At 65.8% G+C, this 20,507-nt stretch carries 21 protein-coding genes; 7 read left to right on the top strand and 14 right to left on the bottom strand.

Annotated elements, in window-relative coordinates; translation table 11 throughout:
* Positions 1-3 precede the first annotated feature (3 nt).
* The 4 genes from gluQRS to R5H30_RS07165 all read right to left on the bottom strand — a co-directional run bounded on the left by gluQRS (position 4) and on the right by R5H30_RS07165 (position 3,922).
* Complete coding sequence (gluQRS, locus tag R5H30_RS07150; protein WP_318327417.1) at positions 4-876, bottom strand: tRNA glutamyl-Q(34) synthetase GluQRS; 873 nt, start codon at positions 874-876, stop codon at positions 4-6.
* Complete coding sequence (locus R5H30_RS07155) at positions 873-1,487, bottom strand: class I SAM-dependent DNA methyltransferase (RefSeq protein ID WP_318327418.1); 615 nt, start codon at positions 1,485-1,487, stop codon at positions 873-875. Before R5H30_RS07155 ends, gluQRS begins: the two co-directional genes overlap by 4 nt.
* A 39-nt stretch (positions 1,488-1,526) precedes the next feature.
* Positions 1,527-2,888, bottom strand: coding sequence for a methylenetetrahydrofolate--tRNA-(uracil(54)-C(5))-methyltransferase (FADH(2)-oxidizing) TrmFO (trmFO, locus tag R5H30_RS07160; RefSeq protein WP_318327419.1), 1,362 nt, complete (start codon positions 2,886-2,888; stop codon positions 1,527-1,529).
* A 248-nt stretch (positions 2,889-3,136) separates the two neighbouring features.
* Complete coding sequence (locus R5H30_RS07165; protein WP_318327421.1) at positions 3,137-3,922, bottom strand: enoyl-CoA hydratase; 786 nt, start codon at positions 3,920-3,922, stop codon at positions 3,137-3,139.
* Positions 3,923-3,980: 58 nt separating this feature from the next.
* Here R5H30_RS07165 and R5H30_RS07170 point away from each other — a divergent pair, with 58 nt between their 5' ends.
* Positions 3,981-4,409 (top strand): PaaI family thioesterase, encoded by a 429-nt coding sequence (locus R5H30_RS07170; RefSeq protein ID WP_318327422.1) that lies wholly within the window; start codon positions 3,981-3,983, stop codon positions 4,407-4,409.
* Between the two features lie 55 nt (positions 4,410-4,464).
* Here R5H30_RS07170 and R5H30_RS07175 read toward each other — a convergent pair whose 3' ends face one another.
* Positions 4,465-4,698 (bottom strand): DUF1127 domain-containing protein, encoded by a 234-nt coding sequence (locus R5H30_RS07175; RefSeq protein ID WP_318327423.1) that lies wholly within the window; start codon positions 4,696-4,698, stop codon positions 4,465-4,467.
* 93 nt (positions 4,699-4,791) lie between these two features.
* On the opposite strand from R5H30_RS07175, the gene R5H30_RS07180 reads away from it, so the two are divergent.
* The 4 genes from R5H30_RS07180 to R5H30_RS07195 all read left to right on the top strand — a co-directional run bounded on the left by R5H30_RS07180 (position 4,792) and on the right by R5H30_RS07195 (position 8,783).
* Positions 4,792-6,186, top strand: coding sequence for an aminotransferase-like domain-containing protein (locus tag R5H30_RS07180; RefSeq protein ID WP_318327424.1), 1,395 nt, complete (start codon positions 4,792-4,794; stop codon positions 6,184-6,186).
* A 161-nt stretch (positions 6,187-6,347) separates the two neighbouring features.
* On the top strand, positions 6,348-6,809 hold the full coding sequence (rplM, locus tag R5H30_RS07185; RefSeq protein WP_318327425.1) for a 50S ribosomal protein L13: 462 nt from the start codon (positions 6,348-6,350) through the stop codon (positions 6,807-6,809).
* A 2-nt stretch (positions 6,810-6,811) separates the two neighbouring features.
* Positions 6,812-7,306, top strand: coding sequence for a 30S ribosomal protein S9 (gene rpsI, locus R5H30_RS07190; protein WP_318327426.1), 495 nt, complete (start codon positions 6,812-6,814; stop codon positions 7,304-7,306).
* Positions 7,307-7,436: 130 nt separating this feature from the next.
* A complete protein-coding gene (locus tag R5H30_RS07195; RefSeq protein WP_318327427.1) occupies positions 7,437-8,783 on the top strand; it encodes an MBL fold metallo-hydrolase in 1,347 nt (448 codons plus the stop codon).
* 40 nt (positions 8,784-8,823) lie between these two features.
* Here the strand turns inward: R5H30_RS07195 and R5H30_RS07200 are convergent, their stop codons facing one another.
* Genes R5H30_RS07200 through metA form a run of 4 tightly spaced genes read right to left on the bottom strand, consistent with a single transcriptional unit; the run spans position 8,824 to position 12,235 of the window.
* The gene (locus tag R5H30_RS07200) at positions 8,824-9,441 is read right to left on the bottom strand and encodes a TetR/AcrR family transcriptional regulator (protein ID WP_318327428.1); all 618 of its coding nucleotides are present in this window, start codon (positions 9,439-9,441) and stop codon (positions 8,824-8,826) included.
* Positions 9,434-10,303: a polyphosphate kinase 2 gene (ppk2, locus tag R5H30_RS07205; protein WP_318327430.1), complete on the bottom strand. Its 870-nt coding sequence runs from the start codon at positions 10,301-10,303 to the stop codon at positions 9,434-9,436. The genes R5H30_RS07200 and ppk2 overlap by 8 nt, the downstream gene beginning before the upstream one ends.
* Positions 10,304-10,354: 51 nt before the next feature.
* Positions 10,355-11,311 (bottom strand): alpha/beta fold hydrolase, encoded by a 957-nt coding sequence (locus R5H30_RS07210; protein ID WP_318327432.1) that lies wholly within the window; start codon positions 11,309-11,311, stop codon positions 10,355-10,357.
* Positions 11,312-11,317: 6 nt separating this feature from the next.
* A complete protein-coding gene (gene metA, locus R5H30_RS07215; protein WP_318327433.1) occupies positions 11,318-12,235 on the bottom strand; it encodes a homoserine O-acetyltransferase MetA in 918 nt (305 codons plus the stop codon).
* Between the two features lie 151 nt (positions 12,236-12,386).
* Here metA and R5H30_RS07220 point away from each other — a divergent pair, with 151 nt between their 5' ends.
* The gene (locus R5H30_RS07220; protein WP_318327436.1) at positions 12,387-13,040 is read left to right on the top strand and encodes a hypothetical protein; all 654 of its coding nucleotides are present in this window, start codon (positions 12,387-12,389) and stop codon (positions 13,038-13,040) included.
* A 2-nt stretch (positions 13,041-13,042) separates the two neighbouring features.
* Here the strand turns inward: R5H30_RS07220 and R5H30_RS07225 are convergent, their stop codons facing one another.
* From R5H30_RS07225 to guaA, 5 genes are all read right to left on the bottom strand, one after another.
* Complete coding sequence (locus tag R5H30_RS07225; protein WP_318327437.1) at positions 13,043-13,891, bottom strand: ATPase; 849 nt, start codon at positions 13,889-13,891, stop codon at positions 13,043-13,045.
* Between the two features lie 40 nt (positions 13,892-13,931).
* Positions 13,932-14,867: a DMT family transporter gene (locus R5H30_RS07230; RefSeq protein ID WP_318327438.1), complete on the bottom strand. Its 936-nt coding sequence runs from the start codon at positions 14,865-14,867 to the stop codon at positions 13,932-13,934.
* Between the two features lie 142 nt (positions 14,868-15,009).
* On the bottom strand, positions 15,010-16,110 hold the full coding sequence (locus R5H30_RS07235) for an OmpP1/FadL family transporter (protein ID WP_318327439.1): 1,101 nt from the start codon (positions 16,108-16,110) through the stop codon (positions 15,010-15,012).
* 139 nt (positions 16,111-16,249) lie between these two features.
* Positions 16,250-17,194, bottom strand: a complete 945-nt coding sequence (locus R5H30_RS07240) for a DMT family transporter (RefSeq protein WP_318327440.1) — start codon at positions 17,192-17,194, stop codon at positions 16,250-16,252.
* A gap of 40 nt (positions 17,195-17,234) precedes the next feature.
* Entirely contained in the window at positions 17,235-18,797 is a 1,563-nt protein-coding gene (guaA, locus tag R5H30_RS07245) for a glutamine-hydrolyzing GMP synthase (protein WP_318327441.1), read from the bottom strand.
* 167 nt (positions 18,798-18,964) lie between these two features.
* Between guaA and R5H30_RS07250 the strand changes: the two genes are divergently transcribed.
* Entirely contained in the window at positions 18,965-20,503 is a 1,539-nt protein-coding gene (locus R5H30_RS07250) for a trimethylamine methyltransferase family protein (protein ID WP_318327442.1), read from the top strand.
* The last annotated feature ends 4 nt before the right edge of the window (positions 20,504-20,507 follow it).

Here is a 20,507-nt window from a genome sequence, read left to right on the forward strand (position 1 = left end):
GCGTCATTGCCCCGGCGGCAGACCGACCATGCGCCGGATGTCGTTTGGGCTGGCCCCTTCGGCGCGGTACTTCGCCAGCGCGCGGGCGTCGTCGCGCTTTGCAAGGCGCTTGCCGGTGTCGTCGCGGATCAGGCGATGGTGGTGATAGATCGGCGTCTGCAGGCCCAGCAGGCGCTGCAGGATGACATGGATGCCGGTGGCCTCGAAAAGATCGGCGCCCCGCACGACATGGGTGACGCCCTGCGCGGCATCGTCGAGAACCACCGACAAGTGGTAAGAGGTGCCCATGTCGGGCCGTGCCAGCACCACGTCGCCAATTCCCCGGACGGCGCTTTCGGGATCGACCGTGTCCGTGCGCGATGTCTCTCCGCCCTCTTCGACAAAGGTGAGCGGCGCGGCGCGGGCAACGGCACGGGCCATGTTCAGGCGCAACGCGCATCCGGCAGGCAACGCGGACGATCCCGTGCGAACATCGCGGTCGCGGCAGGTGCCGGGATAGACGATCCCGTCCGGCCCGGTCACCGGATCGCCGCCCTCCTGCGGGGCAGAGGCCGCGGCCCGCACGTCGCGCCGCGAACAGCTGCAGGCAAAGAGCAGCCCCTGCTGCCAGAGCGGCTCGAGCGCCGCGCGGTACTGGTCCAGCCGTTCGGACTGGCGCATCACCGGCTCGGGCCAGTCGAGGCCGAGCCAGCGCAGGTCGTCGAAGATCTGCGCTTCCCATTCGGTCCGGGCGCGGCCTTTGTCTATATCCTCGATCCGAAGCAAGAACCTGCCGCCCTGCGCCCGAGCAAGATCGAAGGCCAGCAGCGCCGAATAGGCATGCCCGAGGTGCAGCGGGCCGGTCGGGGACGGGGCGAAACGGGTGGTGAAGGTCAACTCTTGCGCAGCACGTAGACCGTGGATTTCAGGTCGATCCCAGGCAGGTGGGCGCCATGTTCGCTGAACAGGCAGCGCGCCGCACCGCAGTCGAGCCATTCGTTCATACGTCCCGTGATGGACCGGTCGGCAAGCGCGTGATCGTTGAAGGACAGGACGAACAACCCGCCGCGCGGCAATCCATGCATAATTTCGTCGAAGACCGTTGGCGGGGCCGCGCCGGCACCGATCACGCCGATGGCGGCCACGGCGGAATAGTTCGCGGCCTTCGCGGCTAGCCCGCCATCACCTTCGATGACCGAAAGGTCGCGGTAGACGCCCTTGGCGCGGGCCTGTGCGATCATGTCCTCGGAGATGTCGACACCGTCGATGGTGCGGAACCCTTCGCGGGCAAGCGCCTCGCCCGAAAGCCCCGTCCCGCATCCGAAGTCGAGGACCGGAAGCGTCAGGTCGTCCGAGAACTGCCCGAGCGCCGACGCGCAGCGCGCCGGGGTGGCGTAGCCCTGCTCGACAACCTCGTCCTCGTAGGTTTCCGACCACGCGTCGTAAAGATCGCGGGTCTCGTCCTGCGTGCGGGCTTGGTAGGCTTTCGCGAGAAACCCTGGCGACATGCTCCTCCCTCCTATGGCGATGGAGGGGCAGGATAGCCTCTAGGCTCGGGCGGCGTCCAGTGCCGCGCCCGCAAGCCAGCCGGTCCAGTCGGCTTTGGCCCGGTCAGTGTAGGCCTTGTAGCGGTCCTTGCGCCCGCGACGTCCGCCCTTGAGCCCGGCGACGGGCGGGAAGAGCCCGAAGTTCACGTTCATCGGCTGGAAGGTCTTGGCCTCGGCGCCTCCGGTGATGTGTGTGACAAGCGCGCCGGTGGCCGTGGTGGGCGGCGGCGCATCCAGCGGTCGCCCGGTCAATTCCGCAGCGGCCATCCGCCCGGCGAGCAGTCCCATCGCCGCTGATTCCACATAGCCCTCGACCCCGGTGATCTGGCCGGCAAAGCGGATATGCGGCGCCGACCGCAGTCGCAGTTGCGCGTCGATCAGGGTCGGAGAGTTCAGAAAGGTGTTGCGGTGGATCCCGCCGAGGCGCGCGAAACCGGCGTTTTCGAGGCCGGGAATGCGTCTGAAAACATCCGTTTGCGCGCCGTACTTCATCTTCGTCTGGAAGCCCACGATATTGTAGAGCGTTCCCAGCGCGTTGTCGCGGCGCAACTGCACAACGGCATGGGGCTTGACTTCCGGCTGGTGCGGATTGGTCAGTCCGATCGGTTTCATCGGCCCGAAACGCAGCGTCTCGCGGCCGCGCTCGGCCATGACCTCAATCGGCAGGCAGCCATCGAAGTAGCCGGCGGTCTCGCCTTGGTGGAACTCGGTCTTGTCGGCGGCAAGCAGCGCGTCGATGAAGGCTTCGTACTGGTCGCGGTCCATCGGACAGTTGAGATAGGCGGTGCGTTCCTCCTCGGTCTCGCCCTTGTCGTAGCGTGACTGCATCCAGGCCTTCGACATGTCGATGCTGTCGAAATAGACGATCGGCGCAATGGCGTCGAAAAAGGCCAGCGCGTCGGCGCCGGTCTCGGCGGCGATGGCCTGGCCGAGCGCGGAAGAGGTCAGCGGACCGGTGGCGATGATCCAGTGTCCGTCGCGGGGCAGTCCGGTGATCTCGCCCGCCTCGACGCGCACGTTGGGATGCGCGCGCAACCTGTCGGTGACGGTCTGGGCGAAGGGGTCGCGGTCCACCGCCAGCGCGCCGCCCGCAGGCAGGCGGTGACGGTCGGCACAGTCCATGATCAGCCCGCCGGCCTGGCGCATCTCCCAGTGCAGAAGGCCCACGGCATTCTGCTCGTTGTCGTCGGACCGGAAGGAGTTCGAGCACACCATCTCGCCCAACAGGCCTGTCTGGTGCGCGAAGGTGCCGACGCCGGGGCGCATCTCGTGCAGCACGACGCGGAGGCCCGCGTTCGCGGCCTGCCAGGCGGCCTCGGACCCGGCCATGCCGCCGCCGACGATGTGAAGTTCGGGTGTCATGAGCGGCATGTAGGGCAGGGCGCGTCATGGCGCAACTGCAACTGACTTTCGGGGCGCCGCGGCAGGCAGTGCGGGCCGGTGAGAGAGAACCTTCCCTGGAGGGACCTTCCGCCGCCGACGCCCCGAAGTCCTGGGTCATTCGTCTGCCCTAAAACTGCCATGTTTCGGCCAGATTTGGTAGATGCTCCGCACGAAACGGTGGGGGTGCGTATTGGAAACAATGGGAGCCCCGATCGCGCGCGGGCTTGTCACTGACGCCAGGTCGGGTCGCGTTTTTCGAGAAAGGCGGCGATGCCCTCTTCCGTGTCGCGATCGAGCATGTTCTCGACCATGACGCGGCCGGTGTAAGCGTACGCATCTTCGATGCTCATCTGCGCCTGCCCGTAGAAGGCGCGCTTGCCGGTGCGCACCGCGCTGCCGAGTTTGCCGGCGATGGTTTCGGCGAGTCCGCGAACCTCGGTTTCCAGCGCATCCACGGGGCAGGACCGGTTGATCAGGCCAAGTGCCGTGGCTTCGGACGTTTCAACGAAGCGGCCCGTGGTCAGCATCTCGAAGGCCGCCTTGCGCGGCACATTGCGGGTCAGCGCCACCATCGGAGTCGAACAGAAGAGGCCGATGTTGACCCCGTTCACGCCGAACCGCGTGCCTTCAGCGGCCAGCGCGAGATCGCAAGTCGCGACAAGCTGGCAACCCGCGGCGGTGGCGATTCCATGCACCTGCGCGATCACCGGCTGCGGTATCGACTGGATCGTCTGCATCACCCGCGCGCATCGGTCGAAGAGATCCTTGAAGGCCGCTGCGCCGCCATCCTCGGCCTGGCGCGCCGCGGTCATTTCCTTCAGGTCGTGCCCTGCGCAGAAGGCCTTGCCCGCTCCCGACAGGATCACCACGCGGATGTCTGGCGTGGCGGCAATCTCATCGAGCGATGTCTGCAAGGCGTCCAGCATCGCGTCCGACAGCGCGTTCAGCCGCTCCGGCGCGTTCATCCGCAGGTGCGCGACCGGGCCGCTGTCGTGACGTTCCAGAATTGCCATCTTGCCCTCCACCGCCAGTCGAGGCCAACACTAGGCCGGAAGCCGAGCGAGGAAAAGCATGGGTCTGCAGATGGACGTGGCGGCGCTGACCGCCTTCATGAAAGAGGCCTTCGAGCAGGTGGCCGAGGATTTTGTCGTCGAACGTGTCGCCGAGGGCGAGATCGCGGTGCGCCTGAAGACCGGTTACAGGCACCTGCGTCCCGGAGGGACGGTGTCCGGCCCGTCGATGTTCGCACTGGCGGACGTGTCGGCCTATCTGGTGACGCTGGCGATGATCGGTCCGAAGGCCCTGGCCGTGACGACCAACTGCTCGATCGACTTCATGCGCAAGCCCGCCGCAGGCGTGGACCTCGTGGCCGAGGCGCGGCTTTTGAAACTGGGCAAGCAGCTGTCTGTGACCGACGTGCTGATCCATTCCGAAGGTGGCGACAAACCTGTGGCGCGGGCGAGCCTGACCTACGCCCTGCCGCCGGCGCACGTGCGCTGAAAAAAGTGGCCGGGACGAAGCCCGGCCAACAGGATGCGCGTCGCCACGGGGATGGTCAGACGCGCCAGAACGATTTTGCCGCCTCGTCGCGGGCCTGATCCGGGGTCAGTCCGACATCGCGCAACTGCCAGGCGGTCAACTGTGCCAGCGCCTGGCGCGACCGGCGCCGGGTTTCCCATTTCGACAGGACGACCGCGAGCTTGATCGCGACCACCGCAACGACGGGCATCGTGCGCGTCTGCGAAAGGTAGGTCAGCGTCTCGGGGGCAAGGGTCATGGCCTGTGTCATCGGAAATCTCCTCAATGTATTGACACGAAGTTCAGGTGACGGTACGGAATAACGATACAAAGTTGATGTCGGAATGGCTACGGAAACATTGTTATGGATACAATCTTCCCCGATAACCTCGGTGACGCCCGCGGACCGAAGTACCGGACCGTCGCGTCCTGCATCCGCACCGCTATTGCCGACGGGACCCTGCAGGCCGGGGACCGGCTTCCCCCGGTCAGGGATCTGGCCTGGCGGTTGAAGATCACGCCGGGCACCGTGGCCCGGGCCTACACCGTTTTGACCGACGAGGGGTTGTTGAATGCCGAGGTCGGGCGCGGAACCTATGTCGCCGAGCCGAAGACCGACCGCGATGACGACGTCTGGGGCCGGCTGACCGAGCCGCAGGACGCCGAAATGGTCAGCCTGTTCAGCCCGCGGCTTCCCGACATGGGGCAGGTGGCCTTGATGCGCCGGGCGCTGGCCGGCGTGGCCGAAAGCCCGCCGCTCGATTTTCTCAACTACCCGACGCGCGATGCCTACCGCCCCGTGCGGCAGGCCGTCGTCGACTGGCTGGCAGTCCGTCCGCTTGGACCCGTCAGCGAGGACGAGATCGTTCTGTCCCACGGGGGTCAGAATGCGATTTCGCTGGTTCTGCAAGCCGTCCTGCGCGGCCCGCGGCCGATGGTGCTGGTCGAGGACCTGACCTATGCCGGTTTTCGGCGCGCAGCCGAGACCCTGCGCGCCGACGTGCAGGGCGTCGCGATGGACGAGGCGGGCGTTCTGCCGGAGGCGCTCGACGCCGCGATCCGCGCGTCCGAAGCGCAGGTCTTCTGCACCTCGCCCGACGTGCACAACCCGACCGGCCTTTGCACGCCGATCGAGCGCCGCAAGGAACTGGCCGAGGTTTGCCGCAGGCATGGCGTGCAGATCCTCGAGGACGATTGCTATTGCGTGGGCCAAGCCCGCGCTCCGCACTACCGCATGCTGCTGCCGGGGCAGTCCTGGTATGTCTCCTCGCTGTCGAAAAGCCTGACCCCGGCGCTGCGCTTCGGTTATGCCATCGCGCCTGCCGAACGGGCCGCCGACCTGCGCCGTGTCTCCGAACACGGGTTCTTCGGTCTCGCCCGGCCGCTGGCCGACATCGCGCATCGGCTGCTCGCCGATCCCGAAAGTCGCGCCATCTGCGACCGCGTTCGCGAGCGCATCGGCGAATATGTCGAGGTGGCGGTCAACGTCCTTGGCGGTTTCGACCTGACCTGGAGCCGGGATGTGTCGTTCCTGTGGCTGCGTCTGCCCTCGGGCTGGCGCGCGGCGGCCTTCTGCCGGGCTGCTGAGGGGCAGGGGGTGCAGATCCGCTCGGCGGATGAATTCGCCCTGCGCGACGGGCGCGCACCGCACGCGGTGCGCATCGCGATAAACGGCCAGGTCTCGCTGCGCTCCTTCGAGGCGGCGATGCAGCGCCTGCGGTCCCTGCTGGACAACCCACCCGAACAAATTATGGTCTGAAGGATTGGGGTAAAATGATACCTATTTATCAACTATATGATTTCGCTATGAAAATACGGACAAGTCGCGCTTGACCCGGCCGTCGGGTTCTTTATAACCCGCGCATCGCATTCGAGGTCTCCGCCCGCGGACGGCCTGCAACACCAAACGGGGAACCGTCCATGAAAACCTATTCTGCAACTCCCGCAGATATCGACAAGAAGTGGATCCTGATCGACGCCGAGGGTGTCGTTCTGGGTCGCCTCGCGTCGATCGTCGCCATGCGTCTGCGTGGCAAGCACAAGGCCACCTTCACGCCGCATATGGACATGGGTGACAACGTGATCGTCATCAATGCCGACAAGATCCAGCTGACCGGCAAGAAGCGCCAAGAGAACCACTACTGGCACACCGGGCATCCGGGCGGCATCAAGTCGCGCACCAAGGAGCAGATCCTCGAGGGCGCGCATCCCGAGCGCGTGGTGACGCTGGCCGTCAAGCGCATGCTGCCGGGCAACCGCCTCAGCCGCCAGGTGATGACCAACCTGCGCGTCTACGCAGGCGCCGACCATCCCCACGAGGCGCAGAGCCCCGAAGTTCTGGACGTCAAGTCCATGAACGCCAAGAACACCCGGAGTGCATGAGCATGGCTGATCAGATCAACACCCTCGAAGACCTCGACCAGGTCACCGCAGGTACCGAAGCCGAAGTCGTCGTCGAAGAAGCGATCTCGCGCGAGCCCGTCCGCGACGAACTGGGCCGCTCCTACGCCACGGGCAAGCGCAAGGACGCCGTCGCCCGCGTCTGGATCAAGCCGGGCTCCGGCAAGGTCACCGTGAACGGCAAGGCGATGAACGAGTACTTCGCCCGTCCCGTGCTGCAGATGATCCTGCGCCAGCCCTTCACCGTGTCGGGCACCGAGGACCAGTTCGACGTGGTCGCGACCGTCAAGGGCGGCGGCCTGTCGGGCCAGGCCGGCGCGGTCAAGCACGGCGTCTCGAAGGCGCTGCAGCTTTACGATCCCTCGCTGCGTGCGGCGCTGAAGGCGGCAGGCTTCCTGACCCGCGACAGCCGCGTCGTCGAGCGCAAGAAGTACGGCAAGGCCAAGGCGCGCAAGAGCTTCCAGTTCTCCAAGCGCTGACGCCTGTCGCAAGATTTCGGAAGGGCCGGGGATTTCCCCGGCCCTTTTTCGTTGGGACATCTGCGTCAGGGCGGCCTTGAGGCCCGGCGCGCGCCATGGGACAAGGCGGGCGGGCAAGGAAAGGTGTGCCATGCAGGGCCTCGAGACCGAAATCGAATTCGTCAATCACGCCTCGGTGCTGGTCTCGGGGCAGGGCGTCGGTCTGCTGTGCGACCCATGGTATTCGGGAGACGCCTTTCACAAGGGCTGGAATCTCTTGTGGGAGAACGACCCCGCTGACATCGAGGCCCTGCTCGAGCGCACCACCCACCTGTGGCTGTCGCATGAGCACCCCGATCATTTTTCCGTCGCTTTTTTCAAGCGTTACGGTGAACTCCTCAAGCGGCGCGGCATTCGCCTCCTGTTCCAGACCACCGACGACAAGCGGGTAAAGAGCTTTCTCGACAAGTCCGGCTTCGAGGTGAAGGAACTGCCCTTCGACCGCGAGGTCGAGGTGGCGCCGGGCTTCGGCGTGACCTGCCTCAAGGACGGGTTCTACGACAGCGGGCTGCTGATCCGGTCGGGCGAGGATAAGATCCTGAACCTCAACGACTGCGAGGTGACGACCGCGCCGCGGGCGCGCGAGGTGCACCGCGTGACCGGCGATGTCGACGTGCTTCTGACGCAGTTCAGCTTCGCGGCCTGGAAAGGCGGCGAGGAGAACCGGGGCTGGCGCGAGGAGGCGGCGCGCGAGAAGCTGCAGACGATGAAAATGCAGATCGAAACCTTTCATCCGCGTCTCGTGGTGCCCTTCGCGAGTTTTGTCTACTTCTCAAACCGGCGGAACGTCTATCTCAACGACGCGGTGAACACGCCCGCGGGGGTGCTCGAGGAGATGACCGGAGAGGATGCGCAGATCGTCGTGATGCAGCCTTACGACCGGCTTGGCGGCCCGAGCGAGCGCCTCGACGAGGCGGCGGCTCTGGCGTTCTGGGGCGAACGCTATGCAACCCTGTCCGAGGCGCCGCTGAATGATTTCGCGGGCACCGATATGGCGGCGTTGCAGGCGGGTTTTGAGACGTACAAGGCGCGGGTCATGCGCAACAACAGCCCCGGGCTGATGCGCGCGGTGCGCAAGCTGAGCCCCGTCAAGGCGTTCCAGCCCGTGGTCGTCGAACTCGACGACCTCGCAGAGCGCGTGGTCGTGGATCTTTTCGAGGACAACCTCGCGACGACATCGGAGACGCCACACCTGCGGATGAACTCCGAGTCGCTGCTTTTCATCTTCAACAACACCTTCGGCTACGACACGCTGACGGTTAACGGCTGCTTCGAAGAAGCTCAGCCGGGCGGATTTGTTCACGCCACCAAGACGCTGGCCATCGAGAACCTTAACAACCTCGGCATTCATTTCACGCCGGCAACGCTGTTCAACGCGCGGATCATCAAGCTGTGCGCAACCCGGCTGATCCGCGTCGCGCGCAAGCTGGAAGCCTGACTCAGCTAACGTTTACGGGCCTTTGCGAGGCGCAGTGCGGCTACTTGTCGGCGCCGATCAGACCCAGCCCGCGCAGGTAGATACCGATCCCGGTTTCCAGCAACTCGTCCGCCGGGAAGGGTGAGGCGCGTCCGGGCGAGTTGCGCGCGAAAAGCTCCACCACGCCGTGGCTGAGCGCCCAGATATGGGCCGAGAACATCGCAGCCGGCGGCCGCTTGCCCTCGGGAATGTGCTGGGACAGATCGCGCGCGGCCTTCTCCAGCACCGCGTTGGCCCGCCCCGCCACAGCTGCCAGTTCCGGCGTGCGGTTCACCGAGATGCCGCTTTCGAACATGGCGATGTAATGGCCCGGATGCTCGCGCGCGAAGGCGAGGTAGGCGCGGCCCGTGGCCTCGAAAGCCGACAGCGCCGAGGGCTGGCCGGACTGGTAGGCGTAATCCATCAGGTCGGCGAAGATCTCGTAGCCCTGCAGGGCGATCTCGGCGATCAGGTCCTCGCGCCCCTCGAAATGCCGGTAGACCGCCGCCGGGGTCACGCCGGCCTGCTTTGCAGCCTCCGACAGCGTAAAACCGGTGGGGCCCTTGGTCTCGATCAGTTCCAATGCGGCGTCGACGAGCGCCTGGCGCAGGTTGCCGTGATGGTACCCGCGTTTAGGCATTCCAGATGTCCGGCCCGCCACAGATCTCGGGATCGATCTTGCCGATCGCCTTCTTGTCGCGCCCGTCATAGTCGATGCCCAGAAGCACGCTGCGGATCGCGTTGAGCCGCGCGCGTTTCTTGTCGTCCGAACGCACCACCGTCCAGGGCGCCATCGCCGAGTGACTGCGGGTCAGCGTGTCCTCGATCGCGGCGGTGTAGTCGTCCCATTTCGACAGCCCCTTCACGTCGATCTCGCTGAGCTTCCACTGCTTCAGCGGATCGCTTTCGCGCGCCAGCATCCGGCGCAGCTGCTCACCGCGCCCGACATTGAGCCAGAACTTGAAGAGATGGATGCCGTCGGAGACCAGCATCTGCTCGAACGGGATCACCTGGCGGAAGAAATGCTCGCGCTGTTCGTCGGTGCAGAAGCCGAACACCGGCTCGACCACACCGCGATTGTACCAACTGCGATCGAAAAACACGATCTCGCCGCCCGAGGGCAGGTGTTCGACGTAGCGCTGGAAATACCATTGCGAGGCTTCGGTGTCCGAGGGTTTGGACAGCGCCACGATCCGCGCGCCGCGCGGGTTCAGGTTCTCGGTAAAGCGTTCGATGGTGCCGCCCTTGCCTGCGGTATCGCGGCCCTCGAAGATGCAGGCGATCCGCGCGCCGGTCTTTCGGGCCCAGTTCTGCAGTTTCCCGAGTTCGATCTGGAGCGGATAAAGCTCCTTTTCGTAGGCCTTGCCCTTCATCTCCTCGTCGTAGGGGTAGCTGTTGGGCAGGATATCGTCCTTGTCGGCACGCTTGATCGCCTGCCGGATGTCCTTGGGCGCGTCGTTCTCGAAAAATGCGCTGATCGCGCCGTCGAAAGGCAGATCCATCGGAGCCTCCGCTTGCGGCTGTTTCGCTTGCAATATGGGATGTTAACCCGATTAACGCAAACCGGATCGGCGGGCCGCGCGGTCTACGGCGTCCACGACCGGCTGCGGGGCAACATGGTGCGGCATGTGGCCGATGCCCTGAAGCCGGGTCAGCCGGGCTCCGGGGATCTCGGTTACCAGGCGTTCGGAGTGGATCCGCGCCGGAACCACTTCATCCGCGGTCCCGTGCACGATCTCGACCGGCAGGTTGAGACCGGGATAGCGCGCCGACATCTCGACGATGTAGGGGCGCAGGTTGCCGACCTGCTGCGCGTTTGCGCGCATCGACGCGCGCCGGAGACTCATGTCCGGTCCGACATGCGCGAGGTATCCCGCGGGCACCGCTTGCGGTTCGAAGATGCCGGCGGTGACGTCTTCGATCACCGATTGCGGGGCGGTCGCGGTGAGAACAGGGATCACCACCGCGCCGCCGACAGCGGTCTTGTTCACCTCGTAAAGCGTGCCCAACCCGCCGGGCCAGGGTTCGGAGACGGCCGAGACCAGCACCAACGCCGCGGCATTGTCAGGATGATCGAGCGCCCAGGCAAGCGCCACGGCACCGCCGTAGGAATGGCCGAGCACGATCGGCTTCTCGGCGCCCAACTGTGCGGCGGCGGCCTGCAGCAGGCGCGCCTGCACCGCGGGCGATTCCGCGCGGGTGTTGAAGGCACCTCCGTAGCCGTCGGGCCGGTCGCTCCAGCCCATGCCGGGCCTGTCCAGAAGGATCACCCGGTAGCGGTCGGTCAGGCGCTGGGCGAAGGAAAAGCTCATGTCCCGCAGCGAGCCCGAGGCCCCGTGGATCAGCACCAGGTCCGGCCCCTGACCCATCACCCGGGCATGGATGCGCGTACCGTCGACCTCGACGAACTGGCCCGAGGGCGGGTAGGCGGCCTCGGCCCGGTCCTCCCGCACCTGTGCGCAGCCCTGAAGAAGGGCGATGGCGGCGGCGAAGAGGAGGGCGACCCACATCATTGCCTAGGTTCCGATCGTGTCGAGATCGAAGGGCGTGGTCTGGTAGATCTGGTTGATCCAGTTGCCGTAGAGCAGATGCGCATGGCTGCGCCAGCGGTTGAGCGGCATCCGCGCGGGGTCGTTCTCCGGATAGTAGTTGTGCGGCACTTCGATCGGCGAGCCCGAGGCGACGTCGCGGTCATACTCCTGCTTCAGCGTGTCGCTGTCGTATTCGAAGTGGTTGAAAATGTAGAGCGCCCGGTGCGCGGCATCCTCGACCAGGCAGGGCCCGACCTCGTCGCTGCCGAGCAGGGTGGTGAGTGCGGACACGTTGTCGATCTCGTCCTGGCGCATCTCAGTCCAGCGCGACACCGGGATCACGCAATCGTCGGAGAAGCCGCGGAGGTACGGCGAGGCCGGTTGCAGGTTGGCGTGCCGGAAGCAGCCGAAGGCCTTTTCCGTCAGCATGTGTTTCTTCACCCCGTGAAAATGGCTGATCATCGCCATGCCGCCCCAGCAGACACCGAAGGTCGAATGCACGTTGCTCTGGGTCCAGTCGATCACCTGCACAAGCTCGTCCCAGTAGGTGACGTCGTGGAATTCGAGATGTTCGATCGGTGCGCCGGTGATGATGAGCCCGTCGAACTTCTCGTCGCGCACCTCTTCGAAGGGGCGGTAGAAGCTTTCCATGTGCTCGGCGGCCGTATTCTTGGTCTGATGCTCGGACATGCGGATCAGGCTCAGCTCGATCTGCAACGGGGTCGCCCCGATCAAGCGCGCGAACTGGTTCTCGGTCTGGATCTTCTTCGGCATCAGGTTGAGTAGTCCGATGCGCAGCGGACGGATGTCCTGCCGCGCGGCCGCGTCTTCGTCCATGACCATGACGCCTTCGTGCCGGAGCACGTCGTAGGCGGGCAGTTGGGCGGGGATCTTGATGGGCATGGGACGGTCCGTCGAAGTTGCGAACCGACTAGATAGACCCTGCCTTGCCCTCTGCCAAGGGCAGGCGGTGGCCCGGGTGTGCGCGGCCCGGTTTGATTTCGCGCCGAAGCGTGAGATGCTGGTGCGGTCACAAGGACTCGAGGAGGCCGCGATGCGCTGGTTGATTGTCGCGCTGGTGATGCTGGCAGGCGCTGCCCGGGCGCAGGACGACCCGATGGCACAGCAGCGCTGCGTCTGGAGGTGCCTCGCGGCGTCGCCCGGCAACGAAAGCCCCGAATATCATCAGTGCGTCGCGCGCGAGTGTTCCGTGCCGCCACAGGGGGATGGCGGTGCGCAGGCGCAGACGGCGTCGCCCGCAGCCCCCGCGGGCGATGCGATCGCTCAAGCCAACCAGAAGAAAGTGCGCAAGGGAAAGAAGGGTAAGCGGCTCGAGGACTGGACCCATGCGCTGGCCACGGACGGAGAACGCTACTTCGCGGGCGCCGAGGCCAAACAGCCCGGGCGCAGCTTCTATTACATCTGCACCGAGACGGGTCAGAGCTATTACGCGATCTTCGGCCTGACCATCGCCGGCGCAGAGCTGAGCCTGATGATCGATACGGTCGAATACGTCATCCCTTTCGACTGGGTCGATGGCGAATACCGGGTGTCACTGCCGCCCGGCGACACGTTCATGCAGGCGCTGCGCGCCGAGGCGCGCAAGAGGCTGCGAATCCGGGACGCCGCGGGCGAAAACCTCGTGACGGTAACGCTGCGCGGGTCGACCGAGGCCATCGACGCCGCGGTCGCGGCCTGCGCGGGCTGAACTCAGAGCTTATCGGCGACCAGATCGACGAAGTCCCGCGGCGTGTCGAGGGCCGCAACCTCGTCGGCTGTGACGGTGATGCCCCAGCGGGCCATCGCCTCGTAGCGCGGCTGACGGTGCGCCAGCGCCCGGGCATAGGTGAAGCGGATGAACTGGTCCGGATCGACCTTGTCCGGGGCAACCGCGTGTTCGCGCAGGAATTCGTCCCAGACCTGCGAGAGAAACTCCGGCTGGTAGGCCATCGGTTTCGGCGCGCGGTCGAAGCGGCGGATCAGCTCTTCGGTATGGTCGGCATCGCCCTTGATCCAGATCGGCAGGGCGGAGTCGGAGAGCGCGCGCAACAGCGGGTCGTCGTCATCGTCGGGGGTGACCCATTCGCAGATCGAGCCGCCGGTGTCGCAGATGAAATGCGGATAGCCGTAAAGCCGCTGGGCGCGGGCCGCGAAATGGGCGGTGTCGCGCAGCGCGGCGACCTCGGCGGCGCGGAACTGCTCTTGCCGCGCGCGGTATTCGTCGATCGGCAAGCCGCCCTTCGCGGGATCGCCCGGCTTGCCGAGCCAGGTCGCGACGGGCGCAAGGTTGGCGAAGGTGATGTTTGAGCCGATGTAGATGCTGTCGGACAGCAACAGGTCGCGCAGGAAGGGCACCTTCATCGCCTCGGCCTTGGCATTGTCGGTGATCGCCTCGCCGAGGTAGCGCGTGCCGATGCGGTAATCGATGGAATAGTGGAACCAGTCGCCACCCCCGCGCAGCAGGTTCGACAGGTGGGTCTTGCCGAGTCCCGACATGCCATAGACCAGCACGGACTTGTGCGGCGCGTCGCGCCACGCGCTGGCGGATGGATAGAGCATGCGCTGTCGGTCCCGGACCTGCCTCGTCGTTCGACCTGTCCTAGCCGCGCGGCGGAACCCGGTCAATCGCCGCGCTGCGGCGGCGCCCGAGGATGCGTCCGTCGAGCACCGCCAGGCCCGCACCCAGAAGCGCGAAGCCGGCATAGGCGCGCGGGTGCAGTGTCTCGCCGAGCACAAGCGCACCGAGCAGGATCGCGAAAGGGGCGATCAGCAGGGTGACGAGCAACAGGTTGCCGCTGCCGGCCATCGCCAGCACGCGATAATAGAGCATATAGGCGCCGGCGGTTGCGATCAGCGCGTAATAGGCGATGGCGGTCAGCGTCGCGGGGGCGAGCGACAAGCTCAGCGGACCCTCCAGTCCCCAGGCCAACGGCACGCTCAAGGCCGCCGAACAGGTCAGCATCCCGGTCGAGGCGGCCAGCGGCGAGAGGCCCGACAGGCGGCGGCGCGCCCAGACACCGGCCAGCGCGTAGGACACGGTGCCGGCCAGCACGGCAAGCTGCGCGGTGCTGCGCAGATTCAGGTCCGCGAGGTTCGCAAGGCCGATCACGGTGACCACGCCGGCAAAGCCCAGTCCCACGCCGGCGCCCTTGCGCAGAGTGAGGCGCTCGTCGGCCAGAAAGATCGCGGCGGCGACGACCCCGAAGATCGCCGTAGCGGCGTTCAGGATCGAGGTGAGGCCGGTCTCGATGTATTGCTGTCCCCAAGCCATCAGGGTGAAGGGAATGGCGTTGTTGAGCAGCCCCATGACGGCAAGTGCGGCCCATGTCTCCGGATCGCGCGGCATTGCGGTGCGTGTGACAAGAACCACGCCCCAGAGCAACAGCATCGCCCAGAACGTGCGATGTGCGACAACGCTGAGAGGGCCGATCTCGTTCAGGGCGACGCGGATCGCCAGAAACGACGCGCCCCAGATCATCGCAAGCAGCGTGATTTCGGCCCAGGCCCGGGGCGATATGGATTTCTGCGGCGCCATCCGGGCGGTTCTATCCCGGCTTCGGGGGCGAGGCGACCCGGATGTTGCGCATATGGGTGGGGTCGGATCGGGACCCAACGCTGACGAAAAAGGGCCGGCGCATCGGCGCCGGCCCTTTCTGCATTTGACAGACGTGCGTGCGTCAGAAGGTGTAGCCGACCTTCACGCCGAAGCCGATGGCATCGTTACCGTCGAAGGTGCCAGCCGGTTCGACAGCGCCTGCGCGTGTCTCCGTATCGCCGATCCAGCTGTAGCGGACACCGGAGGTGATCTTCATGTTGCCTTCGGTATAGACCGCCGAGAGGCCGACGCTCGTCATCCCGTCGGTGGGCCCGAGGTTGGTGAAGAAGCCGCCGTTCTGCTCTTCATACCCCACGGACGCCGCGACCGACCAGTTGTCGTTGATGCGGCGCCCGACGCCCAGCGACCACGTGTAGACGTCGTCGTTGTAGCTGACCAGCGATCCACCCGTCAGGGTCTGGTAGTCGGCCGGCGTGATGTCGAAATCCGACCAGTCGGCCCAGCGGACGCCGCCGAACAGCAGCGTGTCCTCGGCGATGCCGGTCTGGAACTCGAGGTTCACCGATTGCGGCGTGTCGACCTCGGTGACCGAGGTGTTCGGCCCGCCGAGCACCAGCGAGCTTTCGGTGGTGTCGAGCTTGTGAGTGATCTCGGAATTGTAGGTCAGCGAGATGCGCAGCGCGATATCGGGCCGCTCGTAGGCGACACCGGCAAGATAGCCGACGCCCCAGTCGCGGTCGCCTTCGCCGGTGTAGCCCGCGACGAACGGGATGTTCGACTTGGCTTCCAGCGACTGCGCGCGGATACCGCCGTAGAAGCTGACGTTCGATGGCATCTTGTAGCGCAGGATCCCGGTGAGGGCGTGGCTGTCCAGCTCGGCGGTCGAGCCCTGGGCGAAGTAGCCCGTGCCGCCCGGATAGTCGACGTCGGCGCCGAAGGGCTGGTCGTAGATCAGCGCGTAGGACCACTGGTCATTGATGTCGGCCTTGTAAGCCGCGCCGAACTGCAGGTAGGACGGCGCCATGTCGCCGGACTCGCCGCCGCCCAGCAGCACCGATCCGGTGCCCGAGACGTCGGGGTTGATGCTGCCGAGGCTGAATTCGACATAGCGCCCTTCCTCGAACAGGACGGCCACGGATTGACCGGACCGGTCGATGGCGCCGGCATGGGCCGCGGTCGCTCCGAACGCGAGTGCGGCTGCGCTGGTGTACAAGGATTTCATCGATAGTGCCTCCCAAAAAACGCGGTACGATCCCGCTTCTCACGGCCGGATCGGCTGGGCGATAAAGCGGAAGCGGTCCGGTGGCGTCAACGTGTGACGCCACGGCACGAATTCTAAGTGACCCAACGGCGCAATGCCGTCAACGGGCGCGCGTCTCGCGCCAGATATTGAGATAGTTCCCGCCGAAGATGATCGCGGCCCCCAGGAAAACCAGCGGGTCGAGCGGTTCGGCGTAAAGCAGCATTGCGATGATCGCGATGGCAGGAAGTCGGATGAAATCCATCGGCATGACGACCGTGGCCGGCGCGATCGACAGCGCCGTGGTCAGGCAGTAATGCGCGACGAGCCCGGCGACGGCGATGATGATGACCCAGGGCAGGGCAGAAGTTCCGGGCAGCGCGATGTTTCCGTCATACCCCGACGCGATCAGTCCGAAGACAAGCTGCGTCGCGGTGAGGTACACCATGATGCAGGTGATCGACTGGGTCCGGGTCAAGCGTTTCGTCAGGATCGCGGTGGTGGCGAAGAAGATCGCGCAAGAGGCCGCCGCCGCGATCCCGAGGTTGAGCCCGGCGGGATCGGGCCGGGCGACGATCAGGATGCCGACGAATCCCATCACGGCGGCAAAGGCGCGGGTCCGGGTCAGCCGTTCGCCGAGAAAGATCGGTGACAGCACGATGACCCAGAGCGGCGAGGTGAACTCGAGCGCGAAGACCTGCGCCAGCGGGATGACGGTCACCGCGTAGAACCACAGGTTCTGCCCGGTGAAATGCGCGATGTTCCGGGCAATCTGCGTGCCGAACGAGCGAGTGTTGACCTGGTGCAGCGTCCCGGCGACCCCGGCGACGACCAGCACGATGAAAAGGCCGATCAGGCTGCGGTAGGTCATGATCTCGAAAGTGTCGAGTTCGCCCGCGAGCTCGCGACCCGCCACCGCCATCGAGCTGAACGAGGCGATCGAGCCGAGCATCCAGAGCGCGGCGCGCAGCGTTTGTGCAGGCGTCGCTTCCTGCGGAACGTCAGGGGCCGCCGCCGTGCGCAGCGTCGCGGTTCCGGCGGTCCGCTCCGGCGTGGTCCCGGTCATCGCCAATGCCCGACGCGGCGGTGGTGCGTCAGGGCACGACTCACTCCCATTCGATCGTGCCCGGCGGCTTCGAGGTGATGTCGTAGGTCACGCGGTTGATTCCAGGTACCTCGTTGATGATCCGCGTCGCCGTTTCGCCGAGAAACTCGTGGCTGAACGGGTAGTAATCCGCGGTCATGCCGTCCACGGAGGTCACCGCGCGCAAGGCGCAGGCGTAATCGTAGGTCCGGTGATCGCCCATCACGCCCACCGTGCGCACCGGCAGGATCGCCGCGAAGGCCTGCCAGATCTCGTCGTAGAGACCGTGGCGGCGAATCTGGTCGATGTAGACGGCATCCGCCTCGCGCAGGATGTCGAGCTTTTCGCGGGTGATCTCTCCGGGGCAGCGGATGGCAAGGCCCGGACCGGGGAAGGGGTGGCGCCCGATGAAGCTGGGCGGCAGACCCAGCTCGCGCCCCAAGGCGCGGACCTCGTCCTTGAAGAGCTCGCGCAGCGGTTCAACGAGGCTGAGGCCCATCTTCTCTGGCAGGCCGCCGACGTTGTGATGCGACTTGATGGTGACCGAAGGGCCGCCCGAAAAGCTGACGCTTTCGATCACGTCGGGGTAGAGCGTGCCCTGGGCGAGGAACTTGACCCCGTCGATCTCGTCGGCGTGCTTCTGGAACACGTCGATGAAGAGCCGGCCGATGATCTTGCGCTTGGTCTCGGGGTCCGAGACGCCTTCGAGTTCGCCGAGGAACAGATCGGCCTCGTCGGCGTGGATCAATGGCAGGTTGTAGTGCTCGCGGAACATGGTCACGACCTCGTCGGCCTCGTTCTTCCGCAGCAGCCCATGATCGACGAAGACGCAGGTGAGCTGGTCGCCGATCGCCTCGTGCAGAAGGATCGCCGCGACCGAGCTGTCGACGCCGCCCGACAGAGCGCAGATCACCTTTTCCGAGCCGACCTGCTCGCGGATGCGCGCGATGGCCTCCTCGCGGTAGGCGCCCATCGTCCAGTCGCCCTTGAAGCCCGCGATCCGCACGAAATTCTCGTAGAGCCGGGCGCCGTTCGGCGTGTGATGCACCTCGGGGTGGAACTGGACGGCATAGAAATGCCGGTTCACGTCGGCGGTGACGGCAAAAGGCGCGTTGGGCGAGGTGCCGTAGACCTCGAACCCCGGCGCGATCTTGGAAACGTGGTCGCCGTGGCTCATCCAGACCTGTTCGCGGTCGGTCTCGAACCACCCTTCCAGCAGATCGAGTTTCGTGCCGCCCGGGGTCACGTAGGCGCGTCCGAACTCGGCGGTGCCCTTGCCGCGTTCGACATGGCCGCCGAGGCAATGCATCATCACTTGCTGGCCGTAACAGATGCCCAGGATCGGCACGCCCAGCTCGAAGACCGAAGCGGGCGGCATCGGCGCACCTTCGGCGAAGACCGAGGCCGGCCCGCCGGAGAAGATCACCGCCTTGGGCGCGAAGGCCTTCAGGAAGTCGTCGGTGACGGCGTTGAACGGGTGGATCTCGCAATAGACGTTGAGCTCGCGCAGGCGCCGCGCGATGAGCTGCGTCACCTGGCTGCCGAAATCGAGGATCAGAAGGCGGTCGTGATCAGACGTGTCCATGCAGGCTGATTAGGCAAGCGCGCAGCGGGTGGCAAGTGGTGTTGCCGCATGGCCGGCAAGGGCGTCGCGGAGGCATGTCGCTTTTTTCCCTGCATCGCCGCAATAGACGAGAAGCGGGTGCGACGAATGGAGTAGGCAGCACGAAACATTCGACATCGGGGACACACATGGCGGAAGCGGCAAGACGGACACGGGGCGGCGGCGGTGCCGCGCGCAGGGCCGAGCGCAGCGCGGTGTCCTTCGAGACCGCGAAATTCATCGAGCGGCGAATCCCCGACTTCGAAGTCCTGTCCGAAGAGGCGCTGGAGATCATCGAGGCCAATGCCGAACTGGTGCTCGAGGAGATCGGCGTCAATTTCCCGGAGAACCCGAAGGCTCTGGAGCGCTGGCGCGAGGCCGGGGCGGATGTGCAGGGCGACCGGGTGCGCATTCCGCGCGGTCTGGCCCGCAAGCTCTGCGCAACCGCGCCCTCCTCCTACACCCAACACGCGCGCAACCCCGAGCGCAACGTCGTCGTCGGCGGCCGAAACCTCGTCCTCGCCCCGGTCTATGGTCCGCCCTTCGTGCGCGATGCCGACGGCGGGCGACGCTACGCGACGATGGAGGATTTCCGGAATTTCGTGAAGCTCGGCTACATGTCGAAATGGCTGCACCACTCCGGCGGCACGGTCTGCGAGCCGACGGACGTGCCGGTGAACAAGCGCCACCTTGACATGCTGCACGCGCACATGACGCTCAGCGACAAGCCGTTCATGGGCTCGGTCACCGAACCCAGCCGGGCACAGGATTCGGTGGACATGTGCAAGGTACTTTTCGGCGCGGAGTTCGTTGCCGAGAACACGGTGATGACCTCGCTGATCAACATCAATTCGCCGATGACCTTCGACGACGTGATGATGGGCGCGCTCGAGGTTTATGCCGCGAACAATCAGGCCTGCATCATCTCGCCCTTCATCGTCGGCGGCGCGATGGCCCCGGTGTCGGTCGCCGGCACGCTGACCCAGGTTCTGGCTGAAGTGCTCGCAGGTATCGCCTATTCGCAGCTGATCCGCAAAGGCGCGCCGGTGATCTTCGGCGCTTTCGTCACCTCGATCGACATGAACTCCGGTGCGCCGACCTTCGGCACGCCCGAGGCGTCGCACATCACCTACGGCGCAGGTCAGCTCGCGCGGCGCATGGGCCTGCCGTTCCGCTCGGCTGGGTCGTTCTGCGGCTCGAAGCTGCCGGACGCGCAGGCCGCCTACGAGACCTCGAACAGCCTCAACATGGGGCTGCTGTCGGGCGTGAACTTCATGCTGCACGCCTGCGGTTGGCTCGAGGGCGGGCTGGTGTCTTCTTACGAAAAATTCGTGATGGATGCCGACCAGCTCGGCACGCTGCATCACCTCGCAAAGGGTATCGAGATCGACGAGACCGCGCAGGCGCTGGACGCGATCCGCGAGGTCGGGCCGGGCGGGCATTACCTCGGCTGCGCGCACACCCAGGCGAACTTCAAGAGCGCGTTCTGGAAAAGTGACCTGCTCGACTACAAGCCGTTCGAGACCTGGCAGGACGAGGGTGCGCGCGACACGCAGGCGCTGGCCAGCCTTCGGGTCGCCAAGCTGCTGGCCGACTACCGCCAGCCGGCGCTCGATCCCGCGGTTGGCGAGGCGCTTGACGCCTTCGTCGCCAAGCGCAAGTCCGATATGCCCGACGCCTTCGCCTGACCGA

Origin of the sequence: Roseobacter sp. FCG-D35, from assembly GCF_033436665.1 — a bacterium.
Taxonomy (GTDB): Bacteria; Pseudomonadota; Alphaproteobacteria; order Rhodobacterales; family Rhodobacteraceae; genus JAWQFO01.

Coding starts and splice junctions, on each gene's coding strand:
- R5H30_RS07155 (WP_318327418.1), bottom strand. CDS start 1,487: ATGTCGCCAGGGTTTCTCGCGAAAGCCTACCAAGCCCGCACGCAGGAC.
- trmFO (WP_318327419.1), bottom strand. CDS start 2,888: ATGACACCCGAACTTCACATCGTCGGCGGCGGCATGGCCGGGTCCGAG.
- R5H30_RS07165 (WP_318327421.1), bottom strand. CDS start 3,922: ATGGCAATTCTGGAACGTCACGACAGCGGCCCGGTCGCGCACCTGCGG.
- R5H30_RS07170 (WP_318327422.1), top strand. CDS start 3,981: ATGGGTCTGCAGATGGACGTGGCGGCGCTGACCGCCTTCATGAAAGAG.
- R5H30_RS07175 (WP_318327423.1), bottom strand. CDS start 4,698: ATGACACAGGCCATGACCCTTGCCCCCGAGACGCTGACCTACCTTTCG.
- R5H30_RS07180 (WP_318327424.1), top strand. CDS start 4,792: ATGGATACAATCTTCCCCGATAACCTCGGTGACGCCCGCGGACCGAAG.
- rplM (WP_318327425.1), top strand. CDS start 6,348: ATGAAAACCTATTCTGCAACTCCCGCAGATATCGACAAGAAGTGGATC.
- rpsI (WP_318327426.1), top strand. CDS start 6,812: ATGGCTGATCAGATCAACACCCTCGAAGACCTCGACCAGGTCACCGCA.
- R5H30_RS07195 (WP_318327427.1), top strand. CDS start 7,437: ATGCAGGGCCTCGAGACCGAAATCGAATTCGTCAATCACGCCTCGGTG.
- R5H30_RS07200 (WP_318327428.1), bottom strand. CDS start 9,441: ATGCCTAAACGCGGGTACCATCACGGCAACCTGCGCCAGGCGCTCGTC.
- ppk2 (WP_318327430.1), bottom strand. CDS start 10,303: ATGGATCTGCCTTTCGACGGCGCGATCAGCGCATTTTTCGAGAACGAC.
- R5H30_RS07210 (WP_318327432.1), bottom strand. CDS start 11,311: ATGTGGGTCGCCCTCCTCTTCGCCGCCGCCATCGCCCTTCTTCAGGGC.
- metA (WP_318327433.1), bottom strand. CDS start 12,235: ATGCCCATCAAGATCCCCGCCCAACTGCCCGCCTACGACGTGCTCCGG.
- R5H30_RS07220 (WP_318327436.1), top strand. CDS start 12,387: ATGCGCTGGTTGATTGTCGCGCTGGTGATGCTGGCAGGCGCTGCCCGG.
- R5H30_RS07225 (WP_318327437.1), bottom strand. CDS start 13,891: ATGCTCTATCCATCCGCCAGCGCGTGGCGCGACGCGCCGCACAAGTCC.
- R5H30_RS07230 (WP_318327438.1), bottom strand. CDS start 14,867: ATGGCGCCGCAGAAATCCATATCGCCCCGGGCCTGGGCCGAAATCACG.
- R5H30_RS07235 (WP_318327439.1), bottom strand. CDS start 16,110: ATGAAATCCTTGTACACCAGCGCAGCCGCACTCGCGTTCGGAGCGACC.
- R5H30_RS07240 (WP_318327440.1), bottom strand. CDS start 17,194: ATGACCGGGACCACGCCGGAGCGGACCGCCGGAACCGCGACGCTGCGC.
- guaA (WP_318327441.1), bottom strand. CDS start 18,797: ATGGACACGTCTGATCACGACCGCCTTCTGATCCTCGATTTCGGCAGC.
- R5H30_RS07250 (WP_318327442.1), top strand. CDS start 18,965: ATGGCGGAAGCGGCAAGACGGACACGGGGCGGCGGCGGTGCCGCGCGC.